Below are 16,269 nucleotides of genomic sequence, written 5' to 3'. Positions count from 1 at the left end.
AGCTCCAGCCTCTAGGAAGATTTGTCTCTTTTCAAAGATTTAGCCCATGTTCTTTTTCGTCTGATTCTCTCAGGAATCGGTTAACGTTGTTTACGCTTTGCCATTTAAAATAGCTTCAATAATTGCCATACGGACAAAGACCCCGTTTTGCATCTGAGCAACGATACGAGCCTTAGGCGCCTCAACCAGGCTATCAGCAATCTCCACATCACGATTAACCGGAGCAGGGTGCATGATTATCGCCTGATCAGCTAACTTGGCATAACGTTCTTCAGTCAAACCATAGAGAGCATGGTAGTCTTCTTTTGAAAATCCTTTGTCATCCCCATGACGCTCGTGCTGAACACGAAGCAACATGAGTACATCCAAGTCCTCAATGACGTCGTCAATAGCCACATGCTGACCATAAACATCAAACTCATTCGAGTACCACTCTGCCGGACCTGCAAAATAAAGCTGAGCTCCCAAACGCTTGAGAATCTGCATATTTGACTTAGCGACACGCGAATGCGTAATGTCACCTGCAATACAAATCTTAAGATCTTCAAAGGTTCCGAACTCTTCGTAAATGGTCATCAAGTCAAGCAAACACTGACTTGGGTGTTGCCCTGAACCATCACCACCATTGACAATAGAGGTCTGAATAGTTCTACTATCAATCAACTGCTTGTAGTAATCAACTTCCGAGTGGCGGACCACACAGATGTCAACACCCAAGGCAGACATGGTTAAGATCGTATCATAGAGGGTCTCACCCTTGTTCACCGAGCTAGTTCCAGCATCGAACTCAATCACATCCAAGCCTAGTTTTTTCTCAGCCACTTCGAAGGACTTGTGCGTTCGTGTTGAATTTTCAAAAAAGAGATTGGCAGCGAAATACTGTCGATCCAGCTGGAAATCAGCTCTGCCATTTTTAAAATCTCCACCTCGACGAATCAGGCCTAAGACCTCTTCATTCGTGAGGGTTTCCATTGTCACCAAATGTTTCAGTGACACTTTTCCATCTGCAATCGCCATAGTTTTTCCTTTTAAATTGATTGACTAATCTTTGCTACCTTTTTTAGGATCTGGCAAGATTTGATAGAGCAAGATACCAAGAATGGTTGAACTTGCCACACCCGTGATTTGAAGACCACCAAGGTCAATCATCAAACCACCGATACCAGATACCAAGATAACACTAGCAATCAAGAGATTCTTTTTATTATCAAAATCAATCTTATGTTCAACTAAAATTTTCAAACCGCTAGCAGCGATAACTCCAAAGAGGGCAATAGATAATCCGCCCAATACAGGAGTTGGAATAGAATGCAAGAGTGCTGATAGCTTACCAATAAAGCTCATCAAGACCGCAATCACTGCTGCGCCCGCAATAACGTAAACTGAGTAGACCTTACTGAGGGCCATAACCCCAATATTTTCACCATAAGAAGTTACCGGAGGAGCTCCAAAGAAACCAGCGATAATCTGTGCCAAACCATCACCAGTAAGGGTGTGGTCAAGTCCTGGATCTTTGAAGTAATCACGCTCAGTCAAACTGTTTAGAACCATGACGTGACCAAAGTGTTCAGTCATCGTCACAAAGGCAATCGGAGCCATGGTCAAAATCGCACTTGGGTAGAGCTTAAAGCTATAATCCACAAATGGAATGTCAAAGTTGGGAACTTGAATCCAATGTGCCGCAGCTACCTCTGAGAAATTGATAAAACTATGTCCTGTCAGCAAACCAAGAACCGCTGAGAAAATATAGCCCACAACTAAACCAAGCAAAATTGGGATGACACCGACAATCTTCTTGCCATACATGTTAAAGAGGATAACCGCAAAGAGGGTCACCATCGAAATCAATAGAGCATAGATACTATAGCTTTTATTTAAAGTTGTCGCATCATTGACTGCATTGGCTGCAAGGTTCAAACCAATCACCATGATAATGGGACCAACCACGATTGGTGGAAGGACCTTATCAATCCAGTCTTTACCCGCATACTTAACAATCAGAGCCACAAGCAAGTAAACCAAACCACCTGCCATGGCACCTTGAGCCACTGCCGCAATGCCATCAGTCTTCATAAGTGTCTGCATAGCCGCAATATAGGCAAAACTAGACCCCATGTAAGCTGGAATTTTGTACTTGGTCACCGTCAAGTGAGCCAAAGTTCCCAAACCAGATGAGAAAAGAGCAATAGCGGGATCAATCCCAACCAAAATCGGCACAAGCACCGTCGCACCAAACATGGCAAACAAGTGCTGGAATGACAAACCAACCAATAAACCAGGTTTCGGCATATCATTCACATCATATTTTACGTTATTCACGATATCAAAGAACTCCTTAAAATTAAGATACAAAGGGCGTATAAAGAGCAAAGTAAAATTAGGAAATCTGACGCTGAAGCCTTAGCTTCTAGGAAGATTTATCTATTTTACACAGCTCTTAGCCCGTGTTCAATTAGTAAGATACAAAGGGACGTTTTAGCGTAGCTAAACATTTCTGTAGAAAAATAGGAAGTCGACAAGGCACTCCAAAGAGTGCTAGGAGACTTATCTTTTTTCCTAAGAAATGAGTCCCGTGTTCAATTAAACAAGATACAAAGCCCGTCTAAAGCCTAAAGCAAAAATAGGAAATATGATGACGGAGCGCCAGCTCCTAAGAATATTTATCTTTTTTGCACAAGGCTTAGGGCGTGTTCAATTAACAAGATACAAAGGGCATATTACCCTATCCGTCAGTCAACTTAGCTTGGATCAATAATGTTGACGCTATCTTTGCCATCAACTTCTGCGACCAAAACTTCGATTTCTTCTGACTCACTAGTTGGGATATTTTTACCAACATAGTCCGCACGGATTGGCAATTCACGGTGACCACGGTCAACCAAGACAGCCAAACCAACACGCGCTGGACGTCCATGGCTAACGATATTATCAATAGCTGCACGAATCGTACGACCTGTGTAAAGCACATCATCCACAAGGATAACATCTGTTCCATCAATTTCAATAGGAAAAACAGATGTGTCTTGTTCAGCCTTAACATCATCACGGAAAGCCTTAGTATCAAGCTCAATCAATGGCACATCAAGGTTTTCCAACTGTTTCAAGCGCTCTTGGATACGCTGAGCAATATAAACACCACGTGTCTTAATACCAGCCAAGACAATCTTGTCGAGATTTTTGTTACGCTCAATAATCTCATAAGTGATACGTGTAATGGCACGTTTCATGGTTACGTCATCGACGATCTCTTTTTTCTTCATAAAAAGAACCTTTCTAAATACAAAAAAATCCCCTCGAAAACAAGGAGATACACAAAAATATGAGTACAGTTCACCCGTACACTTCTCATGGCTCCTTGCCTGCCTCTCTGGACAGTGATTAAAGGACTTATTTAATTAGGTAAATTATAGCAAATTTCAGACTCTTTTACAAGAAAAAAACGGACGCCTCTCCCAAGAAAGACTATCCGTTTAATAACTGTTAAGCTTCTCTCAGCTTCTCCAAGGTTTCCTTGAAAATAGCAGGTTCTTCCGCTGTAAATTCGACCAATTCTCCAGTCGTAGGATGCGTGAAACCAAGGGTCTTGGCATGTAGAAATTGGCCATGGCCCTTGAGGGTCTTGCGTGGCCCATAAAGAGGATCTCCCGCCACCGGGTGACCGATATAAGCCATGTGCACACGAATCTGGTGCGTACGACCTGTTTCCAGTTGCAACTCTACCAACGTATAGTTGCCAAAACGTTCAAGAACGGTAAATCGTGTAACTGCAGGTTTTCCTTTAGCTGTAACCGCCTGCTTCTTGCGGTCCTTGTCTGAGCGCCCAATCGGAGCCTCAATCACGCCTCGATCGTTAGGCAGATTGCCATGCACGATAGCCACATACTTACGAAGGGACTTCTTATCCTTAAGCTCCGCCGCCAAAGCATTGTGGGCCTTATCATTCTTAGCAATCATTAGAAGGCCTGACGTGTCCTTATCGATACGGTGGACAATCCCTGGACGAACCACACCATTGATAGACGAGAGGTCCTTGACATGATACATAAGGGCATTGACCAAGGTACCAGACGTGTGACCAGCTGAAGGATGGACCACCATGCCTTGAGGTTTGTTGACCACTGCCACATCCGCATCTTCGTAGATAATATCCAAAGGAATATCCTCGGCCTTGTACTCCAAGACCTCTTCTTCCGGTAATTCATAGGTGATGACATCACCCTCTTTAACCGCATACTTGGCCTTTGCCGACTTACCATTAACCAAGACTGTCCCAGCCTTGATTGCTTCATTGGCCTGACTACGTGACAATTCTGTCAAATCTGCCAAAGCCTTGTCCAGACGGTTTCCCGCCTCTTTAATGATGACTTCCATTTTCCTCTTTCCATAAGATTAAAATCAAGAGCAACACGCCCACTGTTAGATAGGAGTCTGCCACGTTAAATATCGCAAAATCAATAAAATCAAGCTGAACCATATCAACTACGTAACCCAAGTGCAGACGGTCAATAAAGTTACCAATACCACCTGAGATAATCAACACCAAAGATAGCACCAGCCAAAGACTCTTCTGATAATTCTTAACCAGATAAACCAGAGCCGCACCAATCACTAGAACCGTCAAAATCACAAAGAAATATTTCTGATCCTGTAAAATCGAAAAGGCAGCACCACGGTTCTGTAGATAGGTTAAGCTGAAAAGTCCGGGAATAGCCTTGATAACTTGGTTAAGGGCAATATTTGCCACAACCCAATGCTTGACCCACTGATCCAAACCAATCAGAGCTAGAATAGCCAAAGGAATCGCAACCTTACGCATAAATCCTCCTATGGTTTGTATGTATCAAAGTAGTCAAACATAACATTGACAAACTTGAGAGCACAAGACGACAAGTTAATCCCCTTACGACGGACATAAACCATCTTGTTATCCAAATTATCCTCAAGCGGAATCACTGTAATCCCATTCACACTTTGTGCATCCAAGAAGCCAGACCCCGTCGCATAAGCATCCGTACGTTCCAAGATACCGTTCAAAGTCGCACGGTCTGTCACGTTAAACATAAGAGACGAATCTGACGTATCCACAAAGTTCTCAGAATAGTAAAGGTACTCGTCCTTCTCCTGAGTGAAACGCACCGTAGGCAAGGCCGCCAAGTCCTCCATGACCAGACTTTCTTTTTTAGCCAGAGGATGCCCCTTACGGAGATAAATGTGCGTCTTAAACGGAATTAAATCAATAGCCTCAAGCCCAAGCTTGTCCATATTTTGCTGGATTCCCTTGCTATTTTGACGATTCAAATAGATAATCCCAATCTCACTGTGTCCCTTGGCTACCTCATCCAAAATCTGAATGGTCGTAGACTCAAAGATACGGAAATCCTTGTAATCAGGGTAACGCTCTGAAAAAGTCGTAATCAAAGGTGGCAAAAAGTCATAGTGCTGACTGGCAATCGAATACTGGTTACCCTTTTCAGAAGCATTGAGATAGCGATTTTCAAAACTATCAAAACTGCGTACCACCTCAAGCGCACGCTCATAAAAGGTCATACCCTGACTAGTCAAGACAGCCCCCGTCGTTGTACGGGTGAAAATTTGAAAATTCAGCTCCTGCTCCAAATCCTTGATAGCCACTGATAGGCTAGGCTGGCTCACAAAGAGCTTGCTGGCTGCCTCACGAAAGGTTCCGCTGTTGGCAATGGCTACGACATAACGTAGTTGTTGTATGTTCATCTGTGACACTTCTTTCTTGAAAAATCAATCAGTTCTATTATACCAGATTTTATCCTCTTTTGTTGATACTAAAAAGCCCAGGCAACCCTGAGCTTAAATGACTAACAAAGTAGTCCTATTCGTCTGATTTGTCTGTCAAGAAGTACTCGTTTTCACGTTTGTCATAGTCGAAGGTCAAACGAACAGTATCTACCTTACCATTTTCTGGATTATAATCACGGTAGCTAAGACTCACTGACTGAGTGAGATCGCCCTGTTCAGTTTGTGTCATTTCATGATAAGTGAAGCTAGCCTCTGGGTGTTTTTCAACCACTTCAGAAAGTCGTGTCCCCTTAAGCAAATCAGCTTGTGTACCTACAGCCAACTTTTCATAGTCATCTTTTGTCCAGTTGCTATGATAGTCATCGACTTCTTTGACCTTATCATAGTCGAAGGTTGCTGAGGCAGATTTCAAAACATAGACACCGTCTTTTATCTCGAAAGTCAAACGAACATAGTTGTTTCCATCTGTGTTTTCTTTTCTATAGGTAAGGTCTAGTAAATCTGGTTTATCTTCCTCGTAAGCGTCACTATACTCGGCATCAGTCGCCTTACCGTGAGCATCCAAGACCTCGTCCAATGTCAAAGTACCAACCTTCAACTCCTTAAACTGATCCTCAGTCCAGTCAAACTTATAATTCTCATCGATGTACAGATAAGCTCTATCGTGACCGTCACTTTGGAACTGTTCAGCATGGTTCATGACATATTTCACCGCTTGATAACCTGCTCCAGCAAGCGAAGTCATGAAGAAGATAATTGACATGACTAGGGCAATAATAGATAGTGCCTTGCGTGTCGATTTCAGACTCAAAACCAAAGTCACAATCGCCAAAATGATAAGGAAGAAAGCAAGGAAAGTAAAGACAAAACCGATAGGAAGCGTCCAAGACAAAATGACAAATAGAATCCCCAAAACTAGGATAATAATTGGCAAAGCAATATTAACAAAAGCATTGTTCTTGGTTACTTTTGGCTTGTAATAAGGGTTTTCCAAAGGTATCTGACTTGTCTTTGGAGTTTCTTTTTCTTGCTCTTTCTCCAGATTCAACTCAGGCATTGGCTTAGGAGCTTCCTCCTCTAATGCCACCTGAGCCTTGTCTGGTTGCGTATCTGCTACTGAGTCAGCTGTCACCTCTTCAGTAGTTTCAGAGCTATCCACTTGCTGAGCCTCAACCTGCTCAGACACTTGGACACTTGGTTCCTCCGAAGCGATGACAAAGCCCTCTTTCTTAGCTTCCATAAACTCCTCAGGACTTGGTTTACGACCATTGACGTCCTCAAAGTGACGCACCCATTCTTCTCTAGTTGCCATAGCTGACTCCTTTATCTCTTTTTCTTTATTTTATCATACTTTAATCTGGTTTTATGAAAATAAGGTCGGATATAGGAGAAAATTTTTTGAGACTGCCTGATGTGCTTTAGTGACAAGATATAATATGAAAATGGATGGAAGAAGAAAAGAAACAGTACCTTTCTGGATACTGTTTTTTGGGAAATTCATAGGATAACTCTATATTCTACAAAGCATTTATAAATTTGTCTTAACATTAGTTAAAAATGCAAAAAGATGAGAATACTCATAAAAGCACACACAAATAGCTCTATACTAAACATCATTCTATTGTAATACCGTTCCACAAAAATCACATTCTTTTGTTTGACCAATAATCTCATTAGTAGCACCACAGTTAGGACAAAGCACGCGCCTTGCATCTTGTAAAATTACTTCTCCAATCAGTGGTGAAGTAATTAATCGCCTAGAATGATTGATGTATGTCTTCTCCAAAATCCCTCGATTAATAAGAAATTCAATATCTGAAACTACAGTCTCATAAGGATAACCAAGCGATGCCGAAATAGCATCCAATGAACCATTTTTACTATCAGCAATACAAGCAAAATAATTCGGTAAACGTTTATACATTGGCATTCTTGTTAGTTCAATAATTATCAAGATTAATCCAACTATCGTAAATACTATACTTATAAGAATAGTAATCCAGTTAAAAGCTATAGCTAAGACACTTAAGCCCAAAAATATAATCAAGCCACCATAATATGCAAGCCACCCTCGTAGACTTCTCAATTTATATTTTTTTTGGGCTCTTGCTAACATATCTGCTTTTTCTTTAGAGAAAAGATTGAAACCTACAGACTCCCCTATGTCTTTCATATTGCCTGTTACTTTATTTTTCAAATCATCTAGCATTTTTATCCTCCTTGTAGATTTTGTCCACAGTTTGAACAGAATTTCATTCCCAGTTCAACTTTTTGCTGGCATTGAGGACATGATAAATCTTGTTTTTGCCCACATTCTAGGCAAAATTTAGCTTCAATTTGTAAAGGTGTATGACATCTAATACAATTCTTAGTCGTTTGATTATCTACCTGAGAATTGAGAGTTTGAGAAAGGCTTGCAAAGTTATTTACCATATTTCCACCAAGACCTACACCCATTGCCATTCCTAAGCCTGCACCCATAATAGAACTTGCATCTGAGCCTGTGTTTTTAGCAGCGCCCTCCAACGTATCAAATGAGCGTTCTTGATGATAATCATATCCTAAAAGATTCATCTCGGCACGTTTTGAAAGCGCTGATTTTAATTGCTTAACTCCTTCATCATTCTCTGGAACACTGATATCATTAATATAGAAACTGATTAAACTAATACCGTAGTCCTCCAAGAAAGGATGAAGGTCAGCCTTTAGGAAGTTTGACAAATCATTCAGATGAGCATTTATTTCCAAAATACCAACATTTTTCTTTACAAGATATGAGGCAATAGTATCCTTTACTTTAGTAACATAAACTCCTCTAAAGAAATTAGTAACATTCGTAGCATTGAATACCGACAACGTTCCAACAAATTTTCTTAAAAACTTTTCTGAATCTGTGATTCTAATACCAAAAATACCATTAGCTCTGACTGGAGCAAAGATACCAAATTTAGGGTCTTGTAGTTGAATAGGTGAAGGAGTACCCCACTTAATATCTAGGCTATAAGCCTTATTAACATACCAAACCTCTGCCTTAAATGGTGACTCTCCACCAAAAGGAAGATTGATAATATTATTAAGAATTGGAATGTTTGCTGTTGTCAGTCTATACCTTCCTGCTTTAAAAATATCTGCAAATTGTCCATCTTTCACTAAGATAGCTTCTTGAGACTCATTCACAATCAGTTGTGTAAAGGTACTAAGCTCATCACTTGGAAATTTCCAAGCAAAGACATTTGGACCACCATTGTATTTTACAACATCAATTAAAGCCAAATTAAAGTTCCTCCAAAATTAATTTATACAACCATACACTAAAAACCTTTTATATAAGCCATATTATGCTATTTTATCAATATATAAAAGTTCTCAACAATAGCATAATCTTGTATTGTCTAAAAATTCGATTTATATGACAGAAATATTATAGCACAAAAGTTCTATAAATAGAATATAATCTTATGTAAGAAAGTTCTTATCTAACTCCACTAATACTATTATTAAATAAAGAATAATAACATGACGAATAAAACAATCTATACGTATTGATGATAAAACTAGAAAATGAGAGATAAAAAAACAGGAAGGTTTCCCCTCCTGTTCCTTAATTAATCCTCGCCATCTGGACCTGATTTATAAGTAAGGTAGAACGTATCGTCATCTTCTTTGGTATCAAATGACAAGTAAACACTCTTGAGTTTACCATCTCCAGCATCATAGTCACTATAAGAAATGCTCATTTCTTTTTTGAATTCACCTTGACGAGATGTTGAGATTGTGTATTCTGCACTTGAAGCTTTAGGGTGATCCTTAACGATATCTTCAAGTTTCGTACCGTTTGATGGATCAGTGTAATCACCCTTAGTGAGAGCATCAAACTGTTCTTTTGTCCAGTCAGCTTTGTAAGAGCGATCAACTTCAACCTTATCTTGAGGGAATCTACCTGAAGCATATGACAAGATAAATGTACCGTCATATTGTTTCTTAAAGTTTAGGTAAACACTTTCACCATAGTCTTTACCAGAGTAATTCAACTTCATCTCATCGCCAGAGATTTGTGCATCAGAAGCCTTACCATAAGTCTTGATGATAGACTTAACGGTATCCTTACCTGCTTTCAACTTCTTAAACTTAGATTCATTCCAGTCAAATTTAGCATTTTTGTCAATGTAATCGTTGACGTCAGTGCTATCACCTTTTGAATCAGATTTAGAGTCAGATTTTGAATCGCTGTCATCATCTTTCTTGTCAGCGTCATCATCGTCTTTATCAGCAACTTTTGATGTCTTGCTTGAGCTTGTGTTGTCACTAGCGTTTTGAGAGATTTGAAAAATCAAACCGCCAATAGAAACACAGAGCATGAAACTAGCAAAACCTGTTGCAATAATTGAGAGCAATTTCTTGCTTGATTTAAGACTAAAGACAAGTGAAACAACTGCCATTGCAACTGCGAGGACTGTCAAGATGATGAAGAACCAAGCAGGACTTATGAACCACGCCAAGATTGCAAAGATCACTGAAAGTGCAATCGCAACGATTGGCAAGATAAGATTGAAGAGAGGTTTATCTGCTGAGCCAGCTGCTGCTGGATTAGGAACTGTTCCAAATCCTGGAGCTGAAGAGATAGGTGCCTTTTCAAACATGCTTGAATCAAATTGCGGGGTTGGTTGTTGCACAGGTGCTTCTGAGAAAGCTTCTGCACCAACTGGTGATTCACTGCTTGCTTGTTCTGCGACAGCATCTTCAGCTGTTTCAGCCACATCTGCGATGTCATCTTGTTCTGTGACTTCTTCAGTAGCAACTGGTTCATTAGCTGGTGCTTCTACAGATGCCGCTTGAGCAGTCAAAGCGCTAGTATCAAAGTCAGCTGCTTTAGCGTCCAAAAATTCTTGGGGGCTAGGTTTACGCCCATGTACCGACTCAAAGAGTTCAGCCCATTCTGCTTTAGTTGACATAAAAATCTCCTTTTATCAAGAAATCTAAACAAGAGATCCCTTCGACTTGGCGAAGTTTTCTATAGTCAGGATCTAGACACCTCTCTCTGATAAGAGCAAGTAGCATATGTCCCTTAAAAAGTCCGACCTCACTTTACAACTTGAGGCAACCTTTCCCTATATCTAGTCCCATGTTCATTTTCTTGTTGATAGTTCCATTCTACCATATTTAAAGACCTCTGTTAACCGTTTCCCAAAAGGTTTTTTTCTGCTACAATAGTAGGTATAATGCACCAAAGGAGTTATATATGAAAAACATTAAAAAGTACATTCCATTAATTATTGTACTTGTTATCGCAGGCCTAGGTTTTGCCTTTCGTGAGAACATCTCACGCGCCGTTCGTGGAGATGCCTACGTTGATAACAAGATATTCACTAAACAATTAGAAAAGGCTCAAAAATCTGGAAAAGATGCCTTTCCACAGTTGTCAGACAAGGTTGGCAAGGACGAAGCTGAAGTTATCCTCCACACTTCAAAGGGTGATATCACAGTCAAACTCTTCCCTACTCTTGCTCCTAAGGCTTCTGAAAACTTCTTGAAGCATGCCAAGGACAAATACTATGATGGGCTTTCCTTCCACCGTGTAATCAAGGACTTCATGATTCAAAGTGGTGACCCTAAGGGTGACGGTACTGGTGGAGAATCTATCTGGAAGAAAGGGTTCGCTGTTGAGCCTACACCATTCCTCTACAACATCCGTGGCGCACTTGCTATGGCTAATACTGGTGCTAAAGAGTCAAACGGCAGCCAATTCTACATTGTTCAAAACAAGGATGATCAAAGCAAACAGCTAGGAAATGCTGGCTATCCAAAACCTATCATTGACGCCTACAAAAAAGGTGGTTACCCAGCTGGCGATACTAAATATACCGTCTTTGGTCAAGTCATCAAAGGCATGGATGTCGTTGATACCATTGGCAACCTTGAAGTCGATGACAACAGCAAACCAAAAGAAAATGTAACGGTTAATTCCGTTGAAGTTGTTAAAGACTACAAATTCAAATAATAAACAAAAATCCGAGAAGCTGATTCTCGGATTTCTTTTTTATTTAACAGCGGTGAGGAGATAATCACCAGTGTTAACACGAGCTTCTTTAGTTGTTAAGACATCATCAAAGTCAGCTGTATTGGTTACAATGACTGGTGTGATAACTGGTAATTTAGCATCTCGGATAGTTGCTAGGTCAAATTCTATAAGTTTTTGACCCGCTTCTACGACATCCCCTGCTTCCACATAGGTCTTGAACCCTTTTCCAGCAAGAGAAACAGTGTCCATACCAATATGGATGAGAAGCTCTGCACCATTTTCAGTTGTCAAACCAATCGCATGACCAGTAGGGAAGACTAAATTAACCGTTGCCTTAGTTGGTGCGACCACTACCCCATCAGAAGGGTCAATAGCGATTCCTTTACCCATAGCTCCTGAAGCAAAGACTTGGTCAGGCACTTGGTCAAGTGGCACAACATTCCCAATAAGTGGGCTAGCAATGATTTCTTGTTGAATTTCCTTAGGAGCAGGTGCAGCTTCCTCAGCTTTTTCTTCAACCTTAGCTGCTCCACCACCGTATAGGTTTGGTACTCGTACAAAGAGTTGGATGAGGAAGGCAAGAACACCACCCACAATGGCAATGATAATGGCAATGATAACTTTAGAAAGATTACCGTCAGGCCCAATAAGGCTTGGGAAGACAAAGACACCCAGACCACCTATTGAATACAAATTAATATCTAGGGCCATCATGGCAGCCCCCATAAGTCCTGAAACACCACATGAAATGTAGAATGGCGTTTTCATTGGAAGAGTTACCCCATAGATAGCAGGTTCTGTAACCCCAAAAATAGATGAAATGAAGGCTGGCATAGAGATGGTACGGACTTTTTCTTCTTTCGTTTTAAGCATGATAGCTCCCAACACACCTGTTTGCGTGAAACATGGAAGGATAGCCGCTGAAAGAATAGTAGAACTTCCGTTTGTTGCCACATCTAAGATAGCAAGGGGAACAAGTGCCCAGTGCATTCCGAACATAACCAAGACTTGCCACAAAATACCAAGTATAAGACCAAAGACAATCGGACTAAAATTCATGATTGCTTGGAAAAGGCTTGTCAATCCATCAGAGAAAGTATTGGCAACTGGACCCACCACCAAGAACGTTAATGGAACGGTAATGAGTAATGTAAAGAAAGGCACTACGAAGACTTTAATCACATCTGGAGTAATCTTGGTAAAGAATTTTTGAATGTATGAAGCCACCCAAATTGCCAAGATAGAAGGCATTACTGTTGAGAGGTAGCCCCCTGCAGGAAGCGTAAACGGAATAACCCCTAAAACATGACCTTGACCAGCCTTTTGAAGAGCAGTCACCAGCGTAGCAATATCAGGATAAACAAGTGCCGCTGCAATCGCAATAGCTGTAAACTCATTAACCTTGAAACGACGAGCAGATGTCAAAGCAATTAAGATTGGAAAGAACTGGAAGAAACCATCTCCTGCTGCATTCAAGATGACATACATAGGACTCGTTGCAGCTGACAAGCCACAAGCTGCCATGATAGCAACTATCCCTTTGATAATCCCCGCTGCAGCCAAAGGTCCAAGGAAAGGTTGGAAAATACTTGAAACCAAAGATACAAAGCGGTCAAAAAGATTCCCTTTAGGCGCATCCCCTTCATCAATATCAAGACTACCACCTGCTGGAAGACCGCCAACTTGGAGAACCTCCGCATAAACATCAGGGACATGGTTACCGATAACCACCTGATATTGACCACCTGCCTTAACAACAGTAACAACACCGTCACGGTTCTTAAGGTAGTCATCATCTGCTTTAGACTCATCTTTCAAATCAAAGCGCAAACGTGTCACACAATGTTTTAAGCTATTGACATTTCGCTTACCACCAACGTGTTTGAGAATGTCTTCAGCTAATTCAGTATATTTAGCCATAAGGGCTCCTTTCTCTTCTAGGATTTTAGTTCTTTCGAGGCTTTTTCAACGAAAAAAACCTAAATAAATACCAAGAACCAATTAGGGTGAGTATACACTACTCCCATTAGTTTTCCGTATTTATCTAGGTTTTGCCTGCTGACCAGTAACAATCCTTTTGCTATGGTTATATAATATCAGAGTCCAAATATTTTTGCAAGCCCTTACAAAAAATATTTTTTGTTTTTTGAGGTAAAATCTTGACCAAGATAATAAGTCATGATAAACTATTGTTAGTTTATAAACTAACAGAAAGAGAGTTACACGATGAAAACAAGTGCAATTATTGAATTTAAAGATACATACGCTAGCATGGAATGTCACGAGCTTGGTTACCAAACCAAGGAAACTGCCTTAGCTATTATTTCTCCTACTGGACATATTCTATCAAGTACACCGCTTTTCAGAAAGGTATATGGTTCAAATACTGCTCACATCGACCAACTTCCTTTCAATATAGATAACCTCAGTATCACAGCAAGAGGTCTTAGTAAAAAAGCTAGAGCCAACTTGGAAGATTGGATTACCCATACTATAATTCTTCCAATGGACTATGATAAGTCCTTTACTAAGCATCAAGAACTTTTGCACCTCTTAGCAGATTCACCTATCGTTGAGTCTGTCCAAGCTTTAACTTATAAGACAGTAAAGATTCATTTTTCCGAAGCACTCAATGATGAACATATTCGCCAACTGCAAGGTTTTATTCTCGCTCAGGCAGGCATCTACAGCTATATTGGGACATCTACAGTCTCAGACCGAAATGCCCACCAGGCTCTTGAATGGGCTAAACTTGATGTTAATGGTCGTTCACACAACGATCACAAGCCTGCTATTTTCCATTGTAGCAAGGGCCTCTTAAGTGGTTTCTTTCACCATGGAAGCCAAGAAAGTATTGCATAGATAATAATTGGGACACCTTGTGTCCTTTTTTGGCAACTAAAAAACCCACCATAAAGGTGAGCTAAATCGATTTATTTACTGTGTTTCCAGTTACTGTAAATACTAAACACGACAATCCAGATGGCTGCTCCGATAGCTCCGACAACTGTTGACTTTTGCAAGAAGAGACAAACAAAGACGAAGATGAAGAAAAGGATAGTCAATGGATTAAGAATCTTATAGGCTGGCATAAGGAAGCCATCTGCCATAAACTCTTGAGACTTACGGTACTTGAGATGAGCAAGCATGGTCAAAATATAGATGGCAATGTAGACACCTGATGATGATGCCGTAATCAAAGCGAAGGCATCAGATACACCAGGTAAGACGTTGATGAAGGCTGAAACACATACTACAATGGCTGAAACAATGATGGCACGTGAAGGAATACCATTACGTGACAAGGTATCTAGCTTCAAAGCTTTCATGACTTTACTATTTGGTGTCTCCTTAGCAATTTGGAAGAGGTGACGACCTGTAGAGTAAAGCGTTGAGTTCAAAGATGACGCCGCTGCTGTCAAGACAACAAAGTTGATGAAAGCTGCTGCCCACTTGATACCAGCCATTTGGAAGACCGTTACGAAGGGTGATTCATTAACTGGAAGTTTTTGCCATGGGAAGATAGCCATGAGGGCAATGAGGGCACCCACATAGAAGATGACAATACGAATCGGAATCTCCTTGATTGCCTTTGGTAAGACCTTACGTGGATTTGCTGTCTCGGAAGTTGTAATCCCTACAAATTCGATGGCTTGGTAGGCAAAGAAGACCATTTGGAAGGTCATGACAAAGCTCACCCAACCTTTAGGGAACATCTGAAAGCCGTGTGTAATATTGGAAAGGCTAGCATGTCCAGCAGGCGTTTCAAAGTTGGTTGCTACCATGAAGATACCTGTTGCGATAAGAGCAAGAATGGTGATAATCTTGATCATCCCAAACCAAAACTCAACTTCCCCGAAAATCTTAACCGCAATCAGGTTAACCGAGCTCAGGATAAGCAAGAAGACAATCTGAATCTGCCAGGCAGGCCAACTTGGGAACCAATATTGCACATAGGTCGATACAGCCGTAATTTCTGCCATTCCAAGGAATATCAGTGATACCCAGTAAGACCAACCCGAGAAGAATCCCCAGCCCTTACCAAGGTATTTGGTAATAAAGTTGATAAAGGTGTGCTGGTCAGGGTCCATATAGAGCATCTCACCGATCGCTCGCATCATAAGATACATGAAGATACCAGTCAGTATATATACTAAGATGATTGAAGGTCCTGTTAGGGAGAGAGAACGACCTGCCCCGAGGAAGAGACCTGTACCGATCGTACCAGCGATGGCAATCAGCTGGACGTGACGGTTTTGAAGACCACGCACCATCCCATTCTCAGTCTGGTTGTCATCGTCTTTATGATGTTGCTTTTGCGACATTTTTTTCACTCCAATTCTATTTAGCACAACTCACTGAATCATGCCATTTTCAACATAACTTATATTTTACCATTTTTGAAATAATTGGTCAAATTTATACAGAATATTCAGAATTTTATGTTTCAAAACAAGGGCATGGAAACATTCCAAACC

General features: G+C 40.7%; 14 protein-coding genes. 2 read left to right on the top strand and 12 right to left on the bottom strand.

The window, feature by feature from the left end:
- Window positions 1–90: 90 nt before the first annotated feature.
- The 10 genes from ACT170_RS00750 to ACT170_RS00705 form a co-directional block, all read right to left on the bottom strand.
- Window positions 91–1,017 carry an aspartate carbamoyltransferase catalytic subunit gene (locus ACT170_RS00750; protein ID WP_002885976.1) on the bottom strand — a complete coding sequence of 309 codons (927 nt, stop codon included), beginning with the start codon at window positions 1,015–1,017 and terminating at the stop codon, window positions 91–93.
- A gap of 24 nt (window positions 1,018–1,041) precedes the next feature.
- Complete coding sequence (locus ACT170_RS00745; protein WP_045001885.1) at window positions 1,042–2,319, bottom strand: uracil-xanthine permease family protein; 1,278 nt, start codon at window positions 2,317–2,319, stop codon at window positions 1,042–1,044.
- A gap of 419 nt (window positions 2,320–2,738) precedes the next feature.
- Window positions 2,739–3,260 carry a bifunctional pyr operon transcriptional regulator/uracil phosphoribosyltransferase PyrR gene (gene pyrR / locus ACT170_RS00740; protein WP_002886175.1) on the bottom strand — a complete coding sequence of 174 codons (522 nt, stop codon included), beginning with the start codon at window positions 3,258–3,260 and terminating at the stop codon, window positions 2,739–2,741.
- A gap of 220 nt (window positions 3,261–3,480) precedes the next feature.
- Window positions 3,481–4,371, bottom strand: a complete 891-nt coding sequence (locus tag ACT170_RS00735; protein ID WP_002886027.1) for an RluA family pseudouridine synthase — start codon at window positions 4,369–4,371, stop codon at window positions 3,481–3,483.
- Window positions 4,355–4,816 (bottom strand): signal peptidase II, encoded by a 462-nt coding sequence (gene lspA / locus ACT170_RS00730; protein ID WP_037602007.1) that lies wholly within the window; start codon window positions 4,814–4,816, stop codon window positions 4,355–4,357. Before lspA ends, ACT170_RS00735 begins: the two co-directional genes overlap by 17 nt.
- A gap of 8 nt (window positions 4,817–4,824) precedes the next feature.
- On the bottom strand, window positions 4,825–5,730 hold the full coding sequence (locus ACT170_RS00725) for a LysR family transcriptional regulator (protein ID WP_004183016.1): 906 nt from the start codon (window positions 5,728–5,730) through the stop codon (window positions 4,825–4,827).
- A gap of 115 nt (window positions 5,731–5,845) precedes the next feature.
- Window positions 5,846–7,084, bottom strand: a complete 1,239-nt coding sequence (locus ACT170_RS00720) for a CD20-like domain-containing protein (RefSeq protein ID WP_444817900.1) — start codon at window positions 7,082–7,084, stop codon at window positions 5,846–5,848.
- 306 nt (window positions 7,085–7,390) lie between these two features.
- The gene (locus tag ACT170_RS00715; RefSeq protein ID WP_151404433.1) at window positions 7,391–7,981 is read right to left on the bottom strand and encodes a hypothetical protein; all 591 of its coding nucleotides are present in this window, start codon (window positions 7,979–7,981) and stop codon (window positions 7,391–7,393) included.
- 2 nt (window positions 7,982–7,983) lie between these two features.
- On the bottom strand, window positions 7,984–9,045 hold the full coding sequence (locus tag ACT170_RS00710; RefSeq protein ID WP_371510957.1) for an SPFH domain-containing protein: 1,062 nt from the start codon (window positions 9,043–9,045) through the stop codon (window positions 7,984–7,986).
- Between the two features lie 332 nt (window positions 9,046–9,377).
- Window positions 9,378–10,724, bottom strand: a complete 1,347-nt coding sequence (locus ACT170_RS00705; RefSeq protein ID WP_444817899.1) for a hypothetical protein — start codon at window positions 10,722–10,724, stop codon at window positions 9,378–9,380.
- 287 nt (window positions 10,725–11,011) lie between these two features.
- On the opposite strand from ACT170_RS00705, the gene ACT170_RS00700 reads away from it, so the two are divergent.
- On the top strand, window positions 11,012–11,770 hold the full coding sequence (locus tag ACT170_RS00700; protein ID WP_444817898.1) for a peptidylprolyl isomerase: 759 nt from the start codon (window positions 11,012–11,014) through the stop codon (window positions 11,768–11,770).
- A 39-nt stretch (window positions 11,771–11,809) separates the two neighbouring features.
- On the opposite strand, the gene ACT170_RS00695 is transcribed toward ACT170_RS00700, so the two are convergent.
- Window positions 11,810–13,711, bottom strand: coding sequence for a beta-glucoside-specific PTS transporter subunit IIABC (locus tag ACT170_RS00695; protein WP_444817897.1), 1,902 nt, complete (start codon window positions 13,709–13,711; stop codon window positions 11,810–11,812).
- Window positions 13,712–14,017: 306 nt separating this feature from the next.
- On the opposite strand from ACT170_RS00695, the gene ACT170_RS00690 reads away from it, so the two are divergent.
- The gene (locus ACT170_RS00690; RefSeq protein WP_444817896.1) at window positions 14,018–14,653 is read left to right on the top strand and encodes a nucleotidyltransferase; all 636 of its coding nucleotides are present in this window, start codon (window positions 14,018–14,020) and stop codon (window positions 14,651–14,653) included.
- Between the two features lie 71 nt (window positions 14,654–14,724).
- On the opposite strand, the gene ACT170_RS00685 is transcribed toward ACT170_RS00690, so the two are convergent.
- Complete coding sequence (locus ACT170_RS00685; protein WP_151404437.1) at window positions 14,725–16,116, bottom strand: amino acid permease; 1,392 nt, start codon at window positions 16,114–16,116, stop codon at window positions 14,725–14,727.
- Window positions 16,117–16,269 lie beyond the last annotated feature (153 nt).

This window comes from Streptococcus sp. cx1, from assembly GCF_052384325.1.
Taxonomy (GTDB): Bacteria; Bacillota; Bacilli; order Lactobacillales; family Streptococcaceae; genus Streptococcus; species Streptococcus salivarius_G.
The sequence above is the reverse complement of the archived record's forward strand: the minus strand, read 5'-3'. Positions and strand labels throughout refer to the sequence as shown.